A 23,801-nucleotide genomic window follows, 5' to 3' on the forward strand; every position below is an offset into this window, starting at 1 on the left:
GCGACACACGCGCCTGCCCAGGTGGGCGCGTTTTCTTTTCGTCACCCGACCCCTTTTTTGCCAAGCCCGAATTCAAGCAGGAACTCCCCCATGGACGCGTTCGAACTCCCAGTCACCCTGGCCCAGTCCCTTCAACGCCGCGCCGCCCAGACGCCGGACCAGTTGGCCCTGCGCTTTCTGTCCGATGAAGCGGACCAGGGCACCGTACTGACCTACCGCGACCTGGACCTGCGCGCCCGTAGCATCGCCGCGGCCCTGCTGCGCCAGGCCAGCCTCGGCGACCGCGCGATCCTGCTGTTCCCCAGCGGCCCGGACTACGTCGCGGCGTTCTACGGCTGCCTGTACGCCGGCATCATCGCCGTGCCGGCCTATCCGCCGGAATCCAACCGTCGCCATCACCAGGAGCGCCTGCTGTCGATCATCGCCGACGCCGAGCCGGCCCTGGTGCTGACCGCCGCCGCCCTGCGCGACAGCCTGCTGCAAGTCGAGGAGCTGGCCGCCGAAGGCGCCCCGGCGCTGCTCTGCGTCGACACCCTGGACAATTCCGCCGCCGCCGACTGGCAGGCCCCCGAGCTGACCGGCGAGCACATCGCCTTCCTGCAATACACCTCCGGCTCCACCGCGCTGCCCAAGGGCGTGCAGGTCAGCCACGGCAACCTGGTGGCCAACGAAAAACTCATCCGCCACGGCTTCGGCATCGATATCAACCCCGACGACGTGATCGTCAGCTGGCTGCCGCTGTACCACGACATGGGCCTGATCGGCGGCCTGCTGCAACCGATCTTCAGCGGCGTGCCTTGCGTGCTGATGTCGCCGGCCTACTTCCTGACCCGGCCGCTGCGCTGGCTGGAAGCGATCAGCGAATACAAGGGCACCATCAGCGGCGGCCCGGACTTCGCCTACCAGCTGTGTGCCGCCCGGGTCAGCGATGCGGCCCTGGCCCGTCTCGACCTGAGTGGCTGGCGCGTGGCCTATTCCGGCTCCGAGCCGATCCGCCTCGACAGCCTCGACGCCTTCGCCGAGAAATTCGCCGGCTGCGGCTTCGATGCCAGCAGCTTCTTCGCCTCCTACGGCCTGGCCGAAGCGACCCTGTTCGTCGCCGGCGGCAAGCGCGGCCAGGGCATCCCGCACCTGCGCCTCGACGAGCAGGAACTGGCGCGCAACATCGCCACGCCAGGTCAGGGCAGCCCGGTGATGAGCTGCGGCACCAGCCAGCCGGAGCACGGCGTGCTGATCGCTGATCCACAGACCCTGGCCATGCTCGGCGAAAACCAGGTCGGCGAAGTCTGGGCCAGCGGCCCGAGCATCGCCCACGGTTACTGGCGCAACCCCGAGGCCACCGCCAAGACCTTCGTCCAGCACGACGGCCAGACCTGGCTGCGCACCGGCGACCTGGGCTTCATGCGCGACGGCGAGCTGTACATCACCGGGCGCCTGAAGGACATGCTCATCGTCCGCGGCCAGAACATTTATCCACAGGACATCGAGCAGACCGTCGAACGCGAAGTCGAGGTGGTGCGCAAAGGCCGGGTCGCTGCCTTTGCCGTGACCCAGGACGGCGTCGAAGGCATCGGTATCGCCGCCGAAATCGGCCGCAGCGTGCAGAAGAACGTGCCTGCCGACGAACTGATCAAGACCCTGCGCCAGACCGTCGCCGACGCTTATCAACAGGCCCCGGCCGTGGTCGTCCTGCTCAACCCCGGCGCCTTGCCCAAGACCTCCAGCGGCAAGCTGCAACGCTCGGCCTGCCGCACCCGCCTGGCCGACGGCAGCCTCGACAGCTACGCGGTGTTCCCGCAGGCCGGCACCGCCGCCAAAGCCAGCGCCGCGAGCCTGGGCCAGTCCAACCTGCACGAGCTGGTCGCCCGCACCTGGCGCGAACACCTGCAAGTCGACGATATCGCCGCCGATGACCATTTCTTCCTGCTCGGCGGCAACTCCATCCTCGCCACCCAGGTGGTCGCCAGCCTGCGCGACGCCCTGGGCATCGAGCTGAACCTGCGCCTGCTGTTCGAAGCGCCGACCCTGCAAGGCTTCGTCGCCGCCATCGAGGGCGCGCAGTCCGGCGCCGTGATCCAGGACGGCATCGCCCGCCTCAACGGTGACGAAGGCCTGCCGCAGTCCCTGGCCCAGAACCGCCTGTGGTTCACCTGGCAGCTCGACCCGCAGAGCAGCGCCTACAACATCCCCGCCGGCCTCAACCTGCGCGGCGAGCTGGACGAAGCAGCGCTGCGCAGCGCCTTCCAGCGTCTGGTCGAGCGCCACGAGTCCCTGCGCACCCGCTTCTACGAAGTGGACGGTGTAGCCCTGCAGCGCATCGATGCCGCCGGGCATTTCGAGATCACCCGTATCGACCTCAGCGACCTCGACGAGGACGAGCGCCGCAGCCGCGCCCAGGCCATCCGCGAGGAGCAGGCGCGCCTGCCGTTCGACCTGGAAAACGGCCCGCTGCTGCGGGTGCAGCTGGTCTGCCTGGACGAGCAGGAACACCAGTTGCTGGTGACCCTGCACCACATCATCGCCGACGGCTGGTCGCTGAACGTGCTGATCGACGAGTTCTCGCGCCTGTATGCCGCCGCCGTGCAAGAGCAGCCGCTGACCCTGGAAGCGCTGCCGGTGCGCTACGCCGACTACGGCCAGTGGCAGCGCGAATGGCTGGCCCGCGGTGAAGCCGAGCGCCAGCTGGCCTACTGGAAACAGCAACTGGGCGACGAACAGCCGAGCCTCGATCTCTCCACCGATCACCCTCGCTCGACCCGCCAGCAACACAGCGCCTCGCGCTACAGCCTGCGCTTGAGCGCGGAGCAGAGCAAAGCCCTGAAAGCCGCGGCCCAGGCCAGCCAGTCGACGCCGTTCATGTTCCTCCTGGCCGGCTTCCAGACCCTGCTGCACCGCTACAGCGGCCAGACCGACATTCGTATCGGCGTGCCCGGCGCCAACCGTCCGCGCCAGGAAACCCAGGGCCTGATCGGTTTCTTCATCAACACCCTGGTGCTGCGCGCCGAGCTGGATGCGCGCCTGCCGTTCGCCGAACTGCTTGGCCGTACCCGCCAGGCCGCTCTGGACGCCCAGGCCAACCAGGACCTGCCGTTCGATCAACTGGTCGAAGCCTTCCCGCAGGCCCGCGAGCAGGGCCTGTTCCAGGTCATGTTCAACCACCAGCAACGCGACCTCGGCGCCCTGCGCCGCCTGCCCGGCCTGCTCGCCGACGAGCTGCCGTGGCACAGCCGCGAGGCCAAGTTCGAACTGCAACTGCACAGCGAAGAAGACCGCAGCGGGCGCATCAACCTGTCCTTCGACTACGCCGACGAACTGTTCGAGCGCGCCACCATCCAGCGCCTGGCCGGACACTATGTGCGCCTGCTGAGCCAGGTCTGCGCCGCCACTGATATCGCCCTCGGCGACCTGCAACTGGCGGACGACGCCGAACAGGCGCGCCAGGCCGCCTGGAGCGTGGCCCCCTGCACCCCGGCCAGTCGCTGGCTGCCGGAGCTGCTCAACGAACAGGCCCAGCGCAGCCCCGAGCGCACCGCACTGGTGTGGGACGGCGGCAGCCTCGACTTCGCCGGCCTGCATGCCCAGGCCAACCGCCTGGCCAACTACCTGCGCGACAAGGGCGTCGGCCCGGACGTCAAGGTGGCCATCGCCGTGGAGCGTTCGCCGCAACTGCTGATCGGCCTGCTCGCCATCATCAAGGCCGGCGGCGCCTATGTACCGCTCGACCCGGACTACCCGAGCGAACGCCTGGCCTACATGCTGGCCGACAGCGGCGTCTCGCTGCTGCTGACCCAGAGCCATCTGCTCGGCGACATGCCCAGCGCCGAGGGCGTCAGCGCCATCGCCCTGGACAGCCTCAAGCTGGACAACTGGCCAAGCCACGCGCCGGGCCTGCACCTGCACGGCGACAACCTCGCCTACGTGATCTACACCTCCGGCTCCACCGGCCTGCCGAAAGGCGTGGGCAACACCCACGCGGCCCTGGCCGAGCGCCTGCAATGGATGCAGGCCACCTACCAGTTGAACGACAGCGACGTGCTGATGCAGAAGGCACCGATCAGCTTCGACGTTTCGGTATGGGAATGCTTCTGGCCGCTGATCACCGGTTGCCAGCTGGTGATCGCCGCCCCCGGCGAGCACCGCGATCCCCATCGCATTGCCCAACTGGTCCAGCAGCATGGCGTGACCACGCTGCACTTCGTGCCGCCGCTGCTGCAACTGTTCATCGACGAGCCGCTGACTGCCGGCTGCACCAGCCTGCGCCGGGTGTTCTCCGGTGGCGAGGCGCTGCCCGCCGAGCTGCGCAACCGCGTGCTGGCGCAACTGCCCAACGCGCAGCTGCACAACCGCTACGGCCCGACCGAAACCGCGATCAACGTCACCCACTGGCACTGCCAGGCCAGCGATGGCGTTCGTTCGCCGATCGGCCGGCCGCTGGGCAACGTGGTCTGCCGGGTCCTCGATGGCGAGCTGAATGCCCAGCCTGATGGCGTGCCGGGTGAGCTGTGCATCGGCGGCATCGGCCTGGCCCGTGGCTACCTCGGTCGTGCGGCGCTGACCGCCGAGCGCTTCGTTCCGGACGCCGCAGGCGAGCCGGGCGCGCGCCTGTACCGCACCGGCGACCGTGTGCGCTGGGCCGCCGATGGCGCCCTGGAGTACTTCGGCCGTCTCGACCATCAGGTCAAACTGCGCGGCTTCCGCGTCGAACCGCAGGAAATCGAAGCCCGTCTGCTGGCCCTGGACGGTGTCGGCCAGGCCGCGGTGCTGGTGCGCCAGACCGTCGCCGGCGCGCAACTGGTGGGCTACTACACCGCCGAGGCGAGCGAGGAGGGCGAGGCCGCGCAGAGCGCCCGCCTCAAGGCCGAGCTGGCCCTGGAGCTGCCGGAATACATGGTTCCGGCGCAGCTGGTGCGCATGGACGTCATGCCCCTTGGGCCGAGCGGCAAGCTCGACCGTCGTGCGCTGCCCGAGCCGCAGTGGCAGGCCCGCGAGCACGTCGAGCCGCAGACCGCACTGGAACGCCAGATCGCCGCGATCTGGCGCGAGGTGCTGGGCGTACCGCAAGTCGGCCTCAACGATGACTTCTTCGAGCTTGGCGGCCACTCGCTGCTGGCCACCCAGATCATTTCCCGGGTACGTCAGGCCTGTGATGTCGAGCTGGCCCTGCGCGTGCTATTCGATCACCGCGAGCTGGGTGCCTTCGCCGGCGAAATCGCGGCCTTGCAGGCAGCCGGTGCGCACAACAGCCAGCAGGCCATCGGCAAGGTCGATCGCAGCCAGCCGGTGGCGCTGTCCTACTCGCAGCAGCGCATGTGGTTCCTCTGGCAGATGGAGCCGGACAGCCCCGCCTACAACGTCGGCGGCATGGCGCGCCTGAGCGGCGCCTTCGATATCGGTTGCTTCGAAGCGGCCCTGCAAGCGCTGATCCTGCGCCACGAAACCCTGCGCACTACCTTCCCAAGCGTCGATGGCGTGGCTTGCCAGAAGGTCTCGGAAGAGACCGGCGTGGCCATGCAGTGGCTGGACATCTCGGCACTGCCCGCCGCCGAGCGCCAGGTCCGCCTGCAAGCCTTCGCCGACAGCGAAGCGCACCAGCCCTTCGACCTGGAAACCGGCCCGCTGCTGCGTGCCTGCCTGGTCAAGGCCGGCGAGCAGGAGCACTACTTCGTGCTGACCCTGCATCACATCGTCACCGAAGGCTGGGCGATGGACATCTTCGCCCGCGAACTGGGCCTGCTCTACGAGGCCTTCCTCGACGGCAAGCCATCGCCGCTGGAGCCGCTGGCGGTGCAGTACCTCGACTACAGCGTGTGGCAACGCCAGTGGCTGGAGTCCGGCGAGCGCCAGCGCCAGTTGGACTACTGGACCACGCAACTGGGCAAGGAGCACCCGCTGCTGGAGCTGCCCGGCGACCGTCCGCGCCCGCCGGTGCAAAGCCACCAGGGCGAGCTGTTCCGCTTCGACCTCGCCGATGACCTGGCCGGCCGCGTGCGCGCCTTCAATGCGAAGAACGGCCTGACCCTGTTCATGACCATGACCGCCGCCCTGGCGGTGCTGCTCTACCGCTACAGCGGCCAGACCGACCTGCGCATCGGCGCGCCGGTGGCCAACCGCATCCGTCCGGAAAGCGAAGGGCTGATCGGCGCGTTCCTCAACACCCAGGTGCTGCGCGTGCAGCTCGACGGGCAGATGAGCGTCGGCCAGTTGTTCGAGCAGGTGCGCCAGACCGTGATCGACGGCCAGTCGCACCAGGACCTGCCGTTCGACCATCTGGTCGAGGCCCTGCAACCACCGCGCAGCGCCGCCTACAACCCGCTGTTCCAGGTGATGTGCAACGTGCAGCGCTGGGAATTCCAGCAAAGCCGCGAGCTGGCCGGGATGACCGTCGAGTACATCGTCAACGACGCCCGCGCCACCAAGTTCGACCTCAACCTCGAAGTCACCGAACTGGACCACCGCCTGGGCTGCTGCCTGACCTACAGCACCGACCTGTTCGACGAGCCGCGCATCGCGCGCATGGCCGCGCACTGGCGCAACCTGCTGGACGCGCTGCTGGCCGATCCGCAACAGCGCCTGGGTGAACTGCCGCTGCTGGCCGCCGACGAGCGCCAGGGCCTGCTCGACAGCCTGGCCGCCGAGCCGGGCGAGCAGCGCCTCGACCAGTGCATCCACAGCCTGTTCAGCCAGCGGGTCAAGGCCAACCCCGAGGCGCCGGCGCTGACCTTCCGTGGCGAAACCCTCAGCTATGGCGAGCTGGACCAGCGTGCCAACCGCCTGGCCTGGCACCTGCGCGAGCAGGGTGTCGGCCCGCAGGTGCGGGTCGGCCTGGCCCTGGAGCGCGGGCTGGAAATGGTCATCGGCCTGCTGGCGATCCTCAAGGCCGGCGGCGCCTATGTGCCGCTGGACCCGGAATACCCGCTGGAGCGCCTGCAATACATGATCCGCGACAGCGGCGTGCGCCTGCTGCTCAGCGACGCCAGGCTGCTCGACGCCCTCGGCGAACTGCCCGACGGCGTGGCCCGTTGGAGCCTGGAGGACGACCTGCCGAAGCTGACCGCCTACCCGGACAGCGAACCGCCGTTCATCAGCCTGCCGCAGCACCAGGCCTACCTGATCTACACCTCCGGCTCCACCGGCCTGCCCAAGGGCGTGGTGGTCAGCCATGGCGAAATCGCCATGCACTGCCAGGCGGTGATCAAGCGCTTCGACATGCGCCCGGACGACTGCGAGCTGCACTTCTACTCGATCAACTTCGACGCCGCCACCGAGCGTCTGCTGGTGCCGCTGCTGACCGGCGCGCGCCTGGTGATCCGTGCCCAGGGCCAATGGGACGCCCAGGAAATCTGCGGCCTGATCCGCGACCAGGGCGTGACCATCCTCGGCTTCACCCCGAGCTACGGCAGCCAGCTGGCGCAATGGCTGGCCACCCAGGAGCAACGCCTGCCGGTACGCATGTGCATCACCGGCGGCGAGGCCCTGACCGGCGAGCACTTGCAACGCATCCGTGCGGCCTTCGCCCCGGAGCTGTTCTTCAACGCCTACGGCCCGACCGAAACCGTGGTCATGCCGCTGGCCTGCCTGTCGCCGGCCGAGCTGGAGGAAGGCCAGGCCAGCGTACCGATCGGCAGCGTGGTCGGGGCACGGGTCGCCTATATCCTCGACACCGACCTGGCCCTGGTTCCGCAAGGCGCCACCGGTGAGCTGTATGTCGGTGGGGCAGGGCTGGCGGTGGGTTACCACGAACGTCCGGGTCTGACCGCCGAGCGCTTCGTCGCCGACCCGTTCGCCAACGACGGCGGCCGCCTGTACCGCACCGGCGACCTGGTGCGCCAGCGCGCCGACGGCCTGGTCGAGTACATCGGCCGGGTCGACCATCAGGTGAAAATCCGCGGCTTCCGTATCGAACTGGGCGAGATCGAAACCCGCCTGCTCGACCATGCCGCCATCCGCGAAGCGGTGGTGCTGGCGCTGGACACGCCGGCGGGCAAGCAACTGGCCGGTTACCTGGTCAGCGATGTCGCCAGCCAGGACGAGGCACAGCAAGCGCAGCTGCGCGATGAGCTCAAGGCCGCGCTCAAGGCGCAACTGCCGGACTACATGGTGCCGACCCACCTGATCCTGCTGGAAGCCATGCCGCTCACCGCCAACGGCAAGCTCGACCGCCGTGCCTTGCCGGCGCCGGATCCGGAGCTGAACCGCCAGCAATACGTGGCGCCGACCAGCGAACTGGAACACAGCCTGGCGCGGATCTGGGGCGAGGTGCTGAACGTCGCCCAGGTCGGCCTCAACGACAACTTCTTCGAACTGGGCGGCGACTCGATCCTGTCGATCCAGGTGGTCAGCCGCGCCCGTGCGGCCGGCATCCACTTCACCCCGCGCGACCTGTTCCAGCACCAGACCGTGCAGGCCCTGGCCGCCGTTGCCACCACCCGCGAGGTGCTGCGCGCCGAACAAGGGCCGCTCACGGGGACTTCGGCACTGACGCCGATCCAGCACTGGTTCTTCGAAACCCCGATCGACAACCGCCAGCACTGGAACCAGGCGGTGCTGCTGGAGCCGACCCAGGTGCTCGATGCCGGGCAACTGGAGCAGGCCCTGAAGGCCGTGCAACAGCAGCATGACGCCCTGCGCCTCGGCTTCCACGAAGAGGAGGGCACCTGGCAGGCCGAATTCCGCGAAGGCGACGACAGCCTGCTGCGGGTCGCCCAGGTCAGCGATATGGCCCAATGCGCCGCGCTCTACGACGAAGCCCAGCGCAGCCTCGACCTGCAACAGGGCCCGCTGCTGCGCGCCTTGCTGGTCAGTGGCCCGCAGGGTGAGCAGCGCCTGCTGCTGGCGATCCATCACCTGGTGGTGGACGGCGTGTCCTGGCGCGTACTGCTGGAAGACCTGCAGAACGCCTACCGCCAACAGCCACTGCCGGCCAAGACCAGCGCCATGCGTGACTGGGCCGAGCGTCTAAGCAATTACGCCGCCAGCGAATCCCTGCGCGAAGAGCGCAACTGGTGGCAGGACCACCTCGGCACTGCCGCCATGCCGCTGCCGGGCGTCAATGCCGCCGGCGGTCAGCAGAACCGACATGCGCAAAGCCTGAGCGTGCGCCTGGATGCCCAGCGCACCCGCCAGTTGCTGCAACAGGCGCCAAGCGCCTACCGCACCCAGGTCAACGACCTGCTGCTGACTGCCCTGGCCCGGGTGCTGTGCCAGTGGACCGAGCAGTCCTCGGCGCTGGTCCAGCTCGAAGCCCACGGCCGCGAAAACCTGTTCGACGAGATCGACCTGACCCGTAGCGTCGGCTGGTTCACCAGCGCCTACCCGCTGCGCCTGACCCCGGCCGCCGACCTGTCCGGCTCGATCAAGGCGATCAAGGAACAACTGCGCAATGTGCCGCACAAGGGCCTCGGCTATGGTGTGCTGCGCTACCTCGGCGATGACGCTGCACGCAGCGCGATGCAGGCACTGCCGGTCGCCCCGGTGACCTTCAACTACCTCGGCCAGTTCGACCAGAGCTTCGCCAGCGACGCGCTGTTCCGTCCGCTGGAGGAGTCCGCCGGCACCGCCCATGACCCGCAGGCGCCGCTGCCCAACGAGCTGAGCATCGATGCCCAGGTGTATGCCGGCGAGCTGGTGCTGCGCTGGACCTTCAGCGCCGAGCGTCACCAGGCCGCAACCATCGAAGCCATCGCCAATGCCTACCTGGCCCAGTTGCAGGCCGTGGTCGCACACTGCCTGGACGAACACAGCGGCGGCCTGACGCCGTCCGACTTCCCCCTGGCCAGCCTGACCCAGGCCCAGCTGGATGCGCTGCCGGTGCCGGCGGCGCGGATCGAGGACGTCTACCCGCTGACCCCGATGCAGGAGGGCATGCTCCTGCATACCCTGCTGGAGCCGGGCACCGGCCTGTACTACATGCAGGACCGCTACCGCATCAACAGCGCCCTCGACCCCGAGCGCTTCACCCGCGCCTGGCAGGCCGTGGTGGCCCGTCACGAAGCCCTGCGCGCGTCGTTCTGCTGGGATATCGGCGAAGGCATGCTCCAGGTTATCCACAAGCCGGGCGACACCCCGGTGGACTACCTCGACTGGCGCGGCATCCCTGCCGATCAGCAGGAAGAGCAACTGCAAGCCCTGCACAAGCGCGAGCGCGAGGCCGGTTTCGATCTGCTGCACCAGGCGCCGTTCCACCTGCGCCTGATCCGCGTTGGCGAGGCCAGCTACTGGTTCATGATGAGCAACCACCACATCCTCATCGATGCCTGGTGCCGTTCGCTGCTGATGAACGACTTCTTCGACCTGTACATGGCCCTCGGCGAAGGCCGCGATGCCCAATTGGCGCCGGCCCCGCGCTACCGCGACTACATCGGCTGGCTGCAACAGCGCGGCCTGCAACAGGCCCGTGACTGGTGGCGCGACAACCTGCGCGGCTTCGAGCGGCCGACGCCGATCCCGAGCGACCGCCCGTACCTGCGTGAGCATGCCAGCGAGAGCGGCGGCATGGTGGTGGGCGATGTCTACACCCGCCTCGACGTCGCCGAGGGTGCCCGCCTGCGCGAGCTGGCGCAGCAGCACCAGTTGACCGTCAACACCTTCGCCCAGGCTGCCTGGGCCCTGACCCTGCGCCGTCTCAGCGGCGAGCGTGACGTGCTGTTCGGTGTCACCGTGGCCGGGCGTCCGGTGGACATGCCGCAGATGCAGCGCACCGTCGGCCTGTTCATCAACACCATCGCCCTGCGGGTCGGCCTGCCCCAGGACGGCCAGCGCCAGAGCGTGCGCCAGTGGCTGAACGGCCTGCTCGACAGCAACATGCAACTGCGCGAGTACGAATACCTGCCGCTGGTGAATATCCAGGAGCTCAGCGAACTGCCCAAGGGCCTGCCGCTGTTCGACAGCCTGTTCGTGTTCGAGAACGCGCCGGTGGAAGTCTCGGTGCTGGACCGCGCGCAAAGCCTGAATGCCACCTCGGATTCCGGCCGTACCCACACCAACTACCCGCTGACCGCCGTCTGCTATCCGGGCGACGACCTTGGCCTGCACCTGTCCTACGACCAGCGCTACTTCGATGAAGCGACGGTGCAGGGCATGCTCGCCGAGTTCAAGCGCCTGCTGCTGGCGCTGGTGGAAGGCTTCCACGGCGATATGTCGGCGCTGCCGCTGCTGGCCGAGGCCGAGCGGGAATTCCTCGTTCATGGCTGCAACCAGAGTGCCCGCGAGTACCCGCTGGAGCGCAGTTATGTGGCGCAGTTCGAAGAGCGCGTGGCCGCCCATCCTGAGCGGATTGCCGTCAGCTATCTGGAACACCGCCACAGCTACGCCGAACTCAATGCCGCCGCCAACCGCCTGGGCCATGCCCTGATCGCGGCCGGTGCCGGCTTCGACCAGCCGATCGCGCTGCTCGCCGAGCGCGGCCCGGACCTGCTGGGCATGATCATCGGTAGCTTCAAGGCTGGTGCCGGTTACCTGCCGCTGGACCCGGCGCTGCCGAACCAGCGCCTTGCCGGTGTGATCGGCCAGAGCCGCGCGCCAGTGCTGGTGTGCAGCGCCGACTGCGAAGCGCAGGCCCGTTCGTTGATCGCCGATAACCCTGGCGTGCAATTGCTGGTCTGGGAGCAGGTCCAGCAAAGCCCGGCTGTGGATAACCCAGGCCGCTACAGCGCCCCTGACAACCTTGCCTACGTGATCTTCACCTCCGGTTCCACTGGCCTGCCCAAGGGCGTGATGGTCGAACAGCGCGGCATGCTCAACAACCAGCTGAGCAAGGTGCCGTATCTGGATCTGAGCGAGAAAGACGTGATCGCCCAGACCGCCTCGCAAAGCTTCGATATCTCGGTCTGGCAGTTCCTCGCCGCACCGCTGTTCGGTGCCCGTGTGGACATCGTGCCGAACGATATCGCCCGTGATCCGCAGGCACTGCTGGCTCACGTCCAGCAGCAGGGCATCAGTGTGCTGGAAAGCGTACCGTCGCTGATCCAGGGCCTGCTCGCCGAAGAGCGCGTGAGCCTCGACGGCCTGCGCTGGATGCTGCCGACCGGCGAAGCCATGCCGCCCGAGCTGGCCCGCCAGTGGCTGCTGCGTTATCCACAGATCGGCCTGGTCAACGCCTACGGCCCGGCCGAATGCTCGGACGACGTGGCGTTCTTCCGCGTCGACCTGGCGGCCACCGAAAGCACCTACCTGCCGATCGGCACGCCGACCGACAACAACCTGATCTACCTGCTGGACGACGCCCTGGAACTGGTGCCGCTGGGCGCCGTGGGCGAGCTGTGCGTCGCCGGTACCGGCGTCGGCCGCGGCTACGTCGGCGATACCCGCCGCAGCGTGCCGGTCTTTGTACCGAACCCGTTCGGCGCCCCGGGCGAGCGCCTGTACCGCACCGGCGACCTGGCCCGCCGTCGCGCCGATGGCGTGCTGGAGTACGTCGGCCGCGCCGACCACCAGGTGAAGATCCGCGGCTACCGTATCGAGCTGGGCGAAATCGAAACCCGCCTGCTGGAGCATCCGGCCATCCGCGAAACCGTGGTCCTCGATATCGACGGCCCGCAGGGCAAGCAACTGGCGGCCTACGTGGTCTGCCGTAGCGAGCTCGACGTCGATCAACTGAAAACCTCGCTGAAGGCCAGCCTGCCGGACTACATGGTGCCGACCCACGTCGTGCAACTGCCGGCCATGCCCCTGACGCCGAACGGCAAGCTTGACCGCAAGGCCCTGCCGAAGCCGGATACCAGCCTGTCGCAGACTGCCTATGTCGCACCGGTCAGCGCGCTGGAACAGCAACTGGCGGCGATCTGGGCCGAAGTGCTGAAGATCCAGCGGGTCGGTCTGGACGACAGCTTCTTCGAGCTGGGCGGCCACTCGCTGCTGGCGACCCAGGTGATCTCCCGGGTGCGTCAGGGCCTGAAGATCGAGCTGTCGCTACGAAGTCTGTTCGAAGCCAAGGATCTGCGCGGCTTCGCCCGCCAGGTCGAGGCGGCCGAAAGCAGCCGGCAGCAGGCCATTGGCCTGGCGGATCGCAGCCAGCCGCTGGCGCTGTCCTTCGCCCAGCAGCGCCAGTGGTTCCTCTGGCAGCTGGAGCCGCAGAGCGCGGCCTACAACATGCCGGCCGCCCTGCGCCTGAGTGGCGCGCTGGATATCGCTGCGCTGGAGCTGAGCTTCGAACGCCTGATCGCCCGCCACGAGACCCTGCGCACCACCTTCCGCCAGGACGGTGCCCGCGCCGTGCAGGTCATTCATGCCCCGGCGCCGTTCGTGCTGGAGCTGGAGCAACTGCCAGCATCCGAGCGGCCACAGGAGGAACAGGTGCGCCTGTTCATCGAAGCCGAGACATTGCGTGCGTTCGACCTGGAAAACGGCCCGCTGCTGCGCGTGCGCCTGCTCCACCTGGGCGCCGACGAGCATGTGCTGGTACTGGTCCAGCACCATATCGTCACCGACGGCTGGTCGATGCCGATCATGGTCGACGAGCTGATGCGCCTGTACGCGGGCTACAGCCAGGGCGAAGAAGTGCAACTGGCGCCGCTGGCGATCCAGTACGCCGACTACGCCCTGTGGCAGCGCCAGTGGCTGGAAGCCGGGGAGAAGGCTCGCCAGCTGGACTACTGGACTGCGCAACTGGGCGGTGAACAGCCGGTGCTGGAACTGCCGACCGATCACCCACGCCCACCGGTCCAGAGCACCGCAGGGGCACAGCTGAACTTCAGCCTCGACCCGCAACTGGCCGCGCAACTGAAAACCCTGGCGCAAGGGCAGGGCGTGACCCTGTTCATGCTCTTGCTGGGTTCGTTCCAGACCCTGCTGCACCGTTACTCGGGCCAGGGCGACGTGCGCGTCGGCGTGCCGATCGCCAACCGCAACCGCGGCGAAACCGAGCCGTTGATCGGCTTCTTCGTCAACACCCAGGTGCTCAAGGCCGAGCTGGATTCCCAGACCCGCGTCACCGAGTTGCTGCAACAGGTCAAGCGCCACGCCCTGGAGGCCCAGGCCCATCAGGACCTGCCGTTCGAGCAACTGGTGGAAGCCCTGCAACCGGAGCGCGACCTGAGCCGCAGCCCGCTGTTCCAGGTGATGTACAACCACCAGAGCGAAGCCGCGCAGCTGGTGCCGCAACTGGCCGGCCTGCAGCTGGAGGCGGTGCCATCGGAGAAACACACCGCGCAGTTCGACCTGATGCTGCATACCGTCGAGCACAGCGACGGCCTGAGCGCCTCGCTGACCTACGCCACCGCCTTGTTCGAGGCCGACACCATCGCGCGCATGGCTGCCCACTGGCAGCAGTTGCTGCGTTCGATCAACGCCGATGTGCAGCAGCGCATCGGTGAGCTGGCCTTGCTGGACGAGGCGGCCGAGCGGCGCATCCTGCGCGAGTGGAACACCACTGCCGCGCCGTTCCCGGACGACACCGGCATCCATCACCTGTTCGAAGCCCAGGTGGCGGCGACCCCGGACGCCCCGGCGCTGGTGTTCGCCGGCGAGCAACTGAGCTATGCCCAAACCAACCTGCGGGCCAACCAGTTGGCGCACAAGCTGCGTGAACTGGGTGTCGGGCCGGATTCGCTGGTGGGCATCTCCGTCGAGCGCAGCCTGGAAATGGTTATCGGCCTGCTGGCGATCATCAAGGCTGGCGGCGCCTATGTGCCGCTGGATCCGGATTATCCACAGGAGCGCCTGGCCTACATGATCGAGGACAGCGGCGTGCAGTTGCTGCTGACCCAACAGGCGCTGGTCGAGCGCCTGCCGATTCCTGCGGGCGTGCAGTCGCTGTGCCTGGATCAACTGGAGCTGAGCGGTTACAGCGAAGCCAACCCAACGCTGGAAACCGTGCCGGAAAACCTCGCCTACGTGATCTACACCTCGGGCTCCACCGGCAAGCCAAAGGGCGCCGGCAACAGCCATCGCGCCCTGGTCAACCGTCTGCACTGGATGCAGAAGGCCTACGGTCTGGACGGCAGCGATACCGTGCTGCAGAAGACTCCGTTCAGCTTCGACGTATCGGTGTGGGAGTTCTTCTGGCCGTTGCTGACCGGTGCCCGTCTGGCGGTTGCTCTGCCGGGTGATCACCGCGATCCGCAGCGCCTGGTGGAAACCATCAACGAATACGGGGTCACCACGCTGCACTTCGTACCGTCGATGCTCCAGGCGTTCATGACCAACGAGCAGGTGGAAAGCTGCGTCAGCCTGAAACGCGTGGTGTGCAGTGGTGAAGCGCTGCCGGCCGATTTGGCGGCACAGACCCTCAAGCGCCTGCCACAAGCCGGCCTGTACAACCTGTACGGCCCGACCGAAGCGGCGATCGACGTGACCCACTGGACCTGCACCCTGGAGGACCGCCTGAGCGTGCCGATCGGCCAGCCGATCGACAACCTCAAGACCCATATCCTCGAAGACGGGCTGCTGCCGGCTGCACCTGGCTGTGCCGCCGAGCTGTACCTGGGCGGTGTCGGCCTGGCCCGTGGTTACCACAACCGCCCGGCGCTGACCGCCGAGCGTTTCGTGCCGGATCCGTTCTCGGAAAACGGCGGCCGCCTGTATCGCACCGGCGACCTGGCGCGTTATCGCGACGAGGGCGTGATCGAGTACGCCGGGCGTATCGACCACCAGGTGAAGATCCGCGGCCTGCGTATCGAACTGGGTGAAATCGAGGCGCGCCTGCTGGAACACCCGGCGGTGCGCGAAGGCAGCGTCATCGATATCGACGGCGCCAACGGCAAGCAGCTGGCCGCCTACCTGGTGGCCCGCGATCCGCAGCAGGACACCGATGAACTGAAGGAAATCCTCAAGGCCCACCTCAAGGTGCACCTGCCGGAGTTCATGGTGCCGAGCCACTTCATCTGGCTGGCGTCGATGCCGGTCAACGCCAACGGCAAGCTCGACCGCCGTGCGCTGCCGAAGCCGGACCTGACCCAGAACGCCTCGGCAGGCGTGGCCCCGAGCAACCCGCTGGAAGCGCAACTGGCGCACATCTGGGCCGAGGTGCTGAAGCTGGAGCAGGTCGGTGTGACCGACAACTTCTTCGAGCTGGGCGGCGACTCGATCATCTCCATCCAGGTGGTCAGCCGTGCCCGCCAGGCCGGCATCCTGTTCTCGGCCAAGGACCTGTTCCAGCGCCAGACCATCCAGGGCATCGCCCAGGTGGCCAGCCGTGCCCCGGCGGTGCGTATCGAGCAGGGTCCGCTGAGCGGGCCGACGCCGTTGCTGCCGATCCAGCGCTGGTTCTTCGACAGCCCGGTCCCTCAGCGTCATCACTGGAACCAGTCGGTGCTGTTCACCCCGACCGTGGCGCTGGATGCACCGCGCCTGGAAGCCGCCCTGCAACGCCTGGTGGCGCATCACGATGCACTGCGCCTGAGCTTCGTCGACGAGCGCGCCAGCTTCCGCGATGCGGTCAGCGGCGAGCTGCTGTGGGTACGTGAGCTAGCGTCTCGCGACGGCCTGCGTGCCCTGTGTGATGAAGCGCAGCGCAGCCTGAACCTGGTCGAAGGCCCGCTGCTGCGCGGCCTGCTGGTCAAGCTGCCCGAGGGCGAACAGCGCCTGCTGCTGGTGATCCATCACCTGGCAGTGGACGGCGTGTCCTGGCGGATCCTCCTGGAAGACCTGCAAGCCGCCTACAACGGCGCTGCGCTGGCCGACAAGACCCACTCGGTGAAGGTCTGGGCCGAGCAGTTGCAGGCCTGGGCCGGCACGCCGGAACTGGTCGCCGAACTGGGCTGGTGGCAGGCGCAGTTGCAGGGCGTCAGCGACGAACTGCCGCTGGACCACGCCGAGGGCGGGCGCCAGCACCAGCACGAAGTCACCGTCAGCAGCCGTCTCGATGCCAATCTGACGCGCCAGTTGCTGCAAGAAGCGCCGGCGGCCTACCGCACGCAGATCAACGACCTGCTGCTGACCGCCCTGGCCCGGGTGATCGGGCGCTGGACCGGTCAGGTCGACACCCTGGTGCGCCTGGAAGGCCATGGCCGCGAAGAGCTGTTTGACGATATCGATATCAACCGCACCGTCGGCTGGTTCACCAGCATGTACCCGGTCAAGCTCAGCGCCGCCGGTGATCTCGCCACGTCGCTGAAAACCATCAAGGAACAGCTGCGCGCAGTGCCGCACAAGGGCCTTGGCTACGGCGTGCTGCGCTGGCTCGGCGACGAGCAGGCGCAACGCAGCCTGGCGGCCCTGGCCCAGGGCCAGATCGTCTTCAACTACCTCGGCCAGCTCGACGGCAGTTTTGCCGCCGAGGATGCGCTGCTGGCGCCATCCGGCGAAGGCAGCGGCCAGGGCCAGGACGACGAGGCGCCGCTGGACAGCCTGCTGGCCATCAACGGCCAGGTGCTCGACGGCCAGCTGGAAATGCTCTGGAGCTTCAGCGGCGAGCTGTTCGACACCGGCACCGTGCAGGGCCTGGCCGATGCCTACGCCGACGAACTGCGCCTGCTGATCGAACACTGCCTGAGCGCCGGCGTGGGCGGGGTGACGCCGTCGGACTTCCCGCTGGCCGGTCTCGACCAGCGCCAGCTCGACAGCCTGCCGCTGCCGGCCGCGCAGATCGCCGACATCTACCCGCTGTCGCCAATGCAGCAAGGCATGCTGTTCCACAGCCTGTACGAGCAGCAGGGCGCCAGCTACGTCAACCAGATGACTGCCCGGGTGCGCGGCCTCGATGTCGAGCGCTTCCGTGCCGCCTGGCAGGCGGTGGTGGACAACCACGACGTGCTGCGGGCGAACTTCGTCAGCAACTTCGCCCAGCCATTGCAGGTGATCCGTCGTCGCCTGGCGGTGTCCTTCAGCGAGCTGGACTGGCGTGGCCGGGACGTCTCGGACGCGGCCCTGGCCGCCTGGGCCGAGGCCGACCAGCAACGCGGTTTCGACCTGCAGCAGGATCCACTGCTGCGCCTGAGCCTGCTGCGTACCGACGAGGACAGCCACCATCTGGTGTTCACCTGCCATCACATCCTGCTCGACGGCTGGAGCAACTCGCGCCTGCTCGGCGAAATGCTCCAGCGTTACAGCGGTCAGGAGCCGGCGGCCGGCAAGCGCTACGGCGACTACATCGAATGGCTGCAACGCCAGGATGCGCAGGTTGCCCAGGACTTCTGGCTTGGCCAGCTGGCCGAACTGGACGAGCCGACCCGCCTGGTGCCGCTGTTCCGGGCACCGGTGCAGGGTGAGGGCTTTGCCGATCGTCTGCTGACCCTGGACGTGGCGCGCACCCGCCGCCTCAACGATTTCGCCCGCGATCAGCGCGTCACTGCCAACACCCTGTTGCAGGCCGCATGGATGCTGCTGTTGCAGCGCTACAGCGGGCAGTCGGCGGTGACCTTCGGCGCCACCGTGGCCGGTCGTCCGGCGGATCTGCCGGGTGTCGAGGAGCAACTGGGCCTGTTCATCAACACCCTGCCGGTGGTCGGCAGCCCGCGTGCCGAACAGCGCGTGGCCGACTTCGTGCAGCAGGTGCAGGCACGCAACCTGGCCCTGCGCGAGCACGAGCACACCCCGCTCTACGAAATCCAGCGCTGGGCTGGCTGGAGTGGCGAGGCGCTGTTCGACTCGATCATGGTCTTCGAGAACTACCCGATCGCCGACGCGCTGCAAGGCGCGGCGCCGCAATCGCTGGTGTTCGACAAGGTGGTCAACCAGGAGCAGACCCACTATCCGCTGACCCTGGTGATCGAGGCGGGCGAGCAACTGGCGGTGCGCATGAGCTATGACCGCGCCCGCCTGGCTGCGGAGACCGTGGCACAACTGGCGGCACACTTCGGGCAACTGCTGGATGCCCTGGTGATCAGCGGCGAAACCGCGCTGGGCGAGCTGTCGATGCTGGAAGGCGTCGAGCAGCAGCATGTCCTGCGCGACTGGAACGCGACGGAGGCCGAGTTCCCGAGCGAAGCCTGCATCCAGGGCCTGATCGAGGCCCAGGTGGCGGCAACGCCGGAGGCTCCGGCACTGGTCTTCGCCGGCGAGCAACTGAGCTATGCCCAAACCAACCTGCGGGCCAACCAGTTGGCGCACAAGCTGCGTGAACTGGGTGTCGGGCCGGATTCGCTGGTGGGCATCGCCGTCGAGCGCAGCCTGGAAATGGTTATCGGCCTGCTGGCGATCATCAAGGCTGGCGGCGCTTACGTGCCGCTGGACCCGGATTATCCACAGGACCGCCTGGCCTACATGATCGAGGACAGCGGCGTGCAACTGCTGCTGACCCAGCAGGCGCTGGTCGAGCGCCTGCCGATTCCTGCGGGTGTGCAGTCGCTGTGCCTGGATCAGCTTGAGCTGAGCGGCTACAGCGAAGCCAACCCGACCCTGGAAACCGTGCCGGAAAACCTCGCCTACGTGATCTACACCTCGGGCTCCACCGGCAAACCGAAGGGTGCAGGCAACAGCCATCGCGCCCTGGTCAACCGCCTGCACTGGATGCAGAAAGCCTACGGCCTGGACGGCAGCGACACCGTCCTGCAAAAGACTCCGTTCAGCTTCGACGTGTCGGTCTGGGAGTTCTTCTGGCCGCTGCTGACCGGTGCCCGTCTGGCGGTTGCTCTGCCGGGCGATCACCGCGATCCGCAGCGCCTGGTGGAAACCATCAACGAATACGGGGTCAGCACGCTGCACTTCGTACCGTCGATGCTCCAGGCGTTCATGACCAACGATCAGGTGGAAAGCTGCGTCAGCCTGAAACGCGTGGTGTGCAGTGGTGAAGCCTTGCCGGCCGAGTTGGCGGCACAGACCCTCAAGCGCCTGCCACAGGCCGGCCTGTACAACCTGTACGGCCCGACCGAAGCAGCGATCGACGTGACCCACTGGACCTGCACCCAGGAGGACCGCCTGAGCGTGCCGATCGGCCAGCCGATCGACAACCTCAAGACCCATATCCTCGAAGACGGGTTGCTGCCGGCTGCACCTGGCTGTGCCGCCGAGCTGTACCTGGGCGGTGTCGGCCTGGCCCGTGGTTACCACAACCGTCCGGCACTGACCGCCGAGCGCTTTGTGCCGGATCCGTTCTCGGACAACGGTGGCCGCCTGTACCGCACCGGTGACCTGGCGCGTTATCGCGACGAGGGCGTGATCGAGTACGCCGGCCGTATCGACCATCAAGTGAAGATCCGCGGCCTGCGGATCGAACTGGGTGAAATCGAGGCGCGCCTGCTGGAGCATCCAGCGGTACGTGAAGCCAGCGTGATCGATATCGACGGTGTCGGCGGCAAGCAGCTGGCGGCCTACCTGGTGGCGGACGACAGCGCCGACCTGAAGGAACTGCTCAAGGCCCACCTGAAGGTGCACCTGCCGGAGTTCATGGTGCCAAGCCACTTCATCCTGCTGGAGAAGATGCCGCTGAGCGCCAACGGCAAGCTCGACCGTCGAGCCTTGCCGAAGCCGGACCTGAGCCAGGCCCAGGCCAGCTACGTGGCACCGTCCAGCAAGCTGGAAAGCCAGCTGGCAGCGATCTGGGCCGATGTCCTCAAGCTGGAGAAGGTCGGTATTACCGACAACTTCTTCGAACTGGGCGGCGACTCGATCATTTCCATCCAGGTGGTCAGCCGTGCCCGCCAGGCGGGTATCGTCTTCACCCCGAAAGACCTGTTCCAGCGCCAGACCGTGCAGGGCATCGCGCAGATCGCCAGCCGTGCTTCGGCGGTGCAGGCGGAGCAGGGCCCGGTGACGGGCGAGGCGCCGCTGACCCCGATCCAGCACTGGTTCTTCGAGGCTGATATCCCGCAACCGCAGCAATGGAACCAGGCGCTGATGCTGGCGCCTCGCCAAACCTTGCGCGCCGAGCCGTTGCAAGCCGCGCTGCAGGCGCTGCTGGCCCAGCACGATGTGTTGCGTGTCGGCTTCGAGCGTGACGCCGAGGGCTGGCGTGCGCACTTCCGTGGCGAAGCCGAGGCGGCGCTGTGGGTGCGTGAACTGGACTCGGTGGAACAGCTGCGCGAGCTGGCCGATGCCGCACAGGGCAGCCTCGACCTGAACCAGGGTCCATTGCTGCGTGCGGTGCTGGTCAACCTGCCGCAAGGCGAGCAGCGCCTGCTGCTGGTGATCCATCACCTGGTGGTGGACGGCGTGTCCTGGCGCATCCTGCTGGAAGACTTGCAGGCGGCCTATCAGGGCGCTGCGCTGCCGGCCAAGACCAGCTCGTTCAAGCACTGGGCCGAGCGTCTGCAAACCCACGCACAGGGCGCGCAGCTGCAAGCGCAACTGGCCTGGTGGCAGGCGCAATTGCAGGATGTCAGCGACGCGCTGCCTTGCGACCACGCCGATGGCAGCCAGCAGCAACGCCATGCACAGTCCGTCGCTACGCGTCTGGACCGCGAGCAGACCCGGCAACTGTTGCAGGACGCCCCGGCGGCCTACCGCACGCAGATCAACGACCTGCTGCTGACCGCCCTGGCGCGGGTCATCACGCGCTGGACCGGACATGCCGAAACCCTGGTGCGCCTGGAAGGGCATGGCCGTGAAGAGCTGTTCGCCGAGCTGGACATCACCCGCACCGTCGGCTGGTTCACCAGCCTGTACCCGCAGAAACTCACGCCGGCGCTGGAACTGGCTGACTCGATCAAGGCGATCAAGGAGCAACTGCGCGCGGTACCGGACAAGGGCATTGGCTACGGCATGCTGCGCTACCTGGGCGACGCCGAGGCGCAACGCAGCCTGGCTGCGCTGGCGCAGGGCAGCATCGTCTTCAACTACCTGGGCCAGCTCGATGCCGGTGCCGGTGACGGCCTGCTGGTTGCGGCCAGCGAAAGCTGTGGCCAGGGCGTCAGCCCGCTGGCACCGCTGGGCAGCCTGCTGAGCATCGATGGCCAGGTGGCCGGCGGTGAACTGGCGCTGTCCTGGACCTTCAGCGGCGAGGTGTTCGAGCGTGCAACCGTCCAGCGTCTGGCCGACGAGTACGCGGCCGAACTGGCGCAATTGATCGCTCACTGTGTCAGTGCCGATGCCGGTGGCGTAACGCCGTCGGACTTCCCGCTGGCCGGCCTGAGCCAGATGCAGCTGGACCAGTTCCCGCTGCCGGCCGCCGGGATCGCCGATCTCTACCCGCTGTCGCCGATGCAGCAGGGCATGTTGTTCCACAGCCTGTTCGAGGAGGAGGGCGGCAGCTACATCAACCAGATGGTCGCCGAGGTGCGTGGTCTCGACAGCGCACGCTTCCGCGATGCCTGGCAGGCGGTGGTGGACAACCACGATGTGCTGCGGGCGAATTTCGTCAGCAGCTTCGGCCAGCCGTTGCAGGTGATCCGCAAGCACCTGGCGGTGCCGTTCGAGGTGCAGGACTGGCGCGGTCGCGACGACCTCGACCTGGCCCTGGCGGCCTTCGCCGAGACGGACAAGCAGCGCGGCTTCGACCTGGAGCGCGAAGCGCTGCTGCGCCTGAACCTGCTGCGTACCGGCGAGGACAGCCACCACCTGGTGTTCACCAGCCATCACATCCTGCTCGACGGCTGGAGCAGTTCGCGCCTGCTGGGCGAAGTGTTGCAGCACTACCGTGGCGAGGCAGTGCCGGCCCCGCGTGGTCGCTACCAGGACTACATCCAGTGGCTGCTGGCCCAGGATGCCCAGGCCAGCGAGCGCTTCTGGAACGAGCAACTGCGTGATCTTGCCGAGCCGACCCGCCTGGTGCCGCTGTTCCGGACTCCGGTGCAAGGCGAAGGCTTCGCCGACCAGTTGCTGACCCTGGACACCCCGCGTACCCGTCGTCTCAACGACTTCGCCCGCGATCAGCGCGTCACTGCCAACACCCTGTTGCAGGCCGCATGGATGCTGCTGTTGCAGCGCTACAGCGGGCAGTCGGCGGTGACCTTCGGCGCCACCGTGGCCGGTCGTCCGGCGGATCTGCCGGGTGTCGAGGAGCAACTGGGCCTGTTCATCAACACCCTGCCGGTGGTCGGCAGCCCGCGTGCCGAACAGCGCGTGGCCGACTTCGTGCAGCAGGTGCAGGCGCGCAACCTGGCCCTGCGCGAACACGAGCACACGCCGCTCTACGAAATCCAGCGCTGGGCGGGCTGGAGTGGCGAGGCGCTGTTCGACTCGATCATGGTCTTCGAGAACTACCCGATCGCCGACGCGCTACAAGGTGCGGCACCGCAATCGCTGGTGTTCGACAAGGTGGTCAACCAGGAGCAGACCCACTATCCGCTGACTCTGGTGATCGAGGCGGGCGAGCAACTGGTCGTACGCATGAGCTACGACCGCGCCCGCGTGGCTGCGGAGACCGTGGCGCAACTGGCGGCACACTTCGGGCAACTGCTGGATGCCCTGGTGGTCAGCGGCGAGACCGCGCTGGGCGAGCTGTCGATGCTGGAAGGCATCGAGCAGCAGCATGTCCTGCGCGACTGGAACGCGACGGAGGCCGAGTTCCCGAGCGAGGCGTGCATCCAGGGCTTGATCGAGGCCCAGGTAGCGGCAACGCCGGAGGCTCCGGCGCTGGTCTTCGCCGGCGAGCAACTGAGCTACGCCCAAACCAACCTGCGGGCCAACCAGTTGGCGCACAAGCTGCGTGAACTGGGTGTCGGGCCGGATTCGCTGGTGGGCATCTCCGTCGAGCGCAGCCTGGAAATGGTTATCGGCCTGCTGGCGATCATCAAGGCTGGCGGCGCCTATGTGCCGCTGGACCCGGATTATCCACAGGACCGCCTGGCCTACATGATCGAGGACAGCGGCGTGCAATTGCTGCTGACCCAGCAGGCCCTGGTGGAGCGTCTGCCGATTCCTGCGGGTGTGCAGTCGCTGTGCCTGGATCAACTGGAGCTGAGCGGTTACAGCGAGGCCAACCCGACGCTGGAAACCGTGCCGGAAAACCTCGCCTACGTGATCTACACCTCGGGCTCCACCGGCAAGCC

At 67.6% G+C, this 23,801-nt stretch carries 1 protein-coding gene and 1 pseudogene; both read left to right on the forward strand.

Annotated features, from left to right (window positions below; all coding sequences use genetic code 11):
• Window positions 1-90: 90 nt before the first annotated feature.
• Window positions 91-14,445, forward strand: a pseudogene (locus ACODSK_RS10725) (non-ribosomal peptide synthase/polyketide synthase); the annotation flags it as partial.
• 3 nt (window positions 14,446-14,448) lie between these two features.
• On the forward strand, window positions 14,449-23,801 hold a 9,353-nt coding region (locus tag ACODSK_RS10730), incomplete at its 3' end, for an amino acid adenylation domain-containing protein (protein WP_489015859.1).

This window comes from Pseudomonas sp. FG98 (assembly GCF_057808595.1).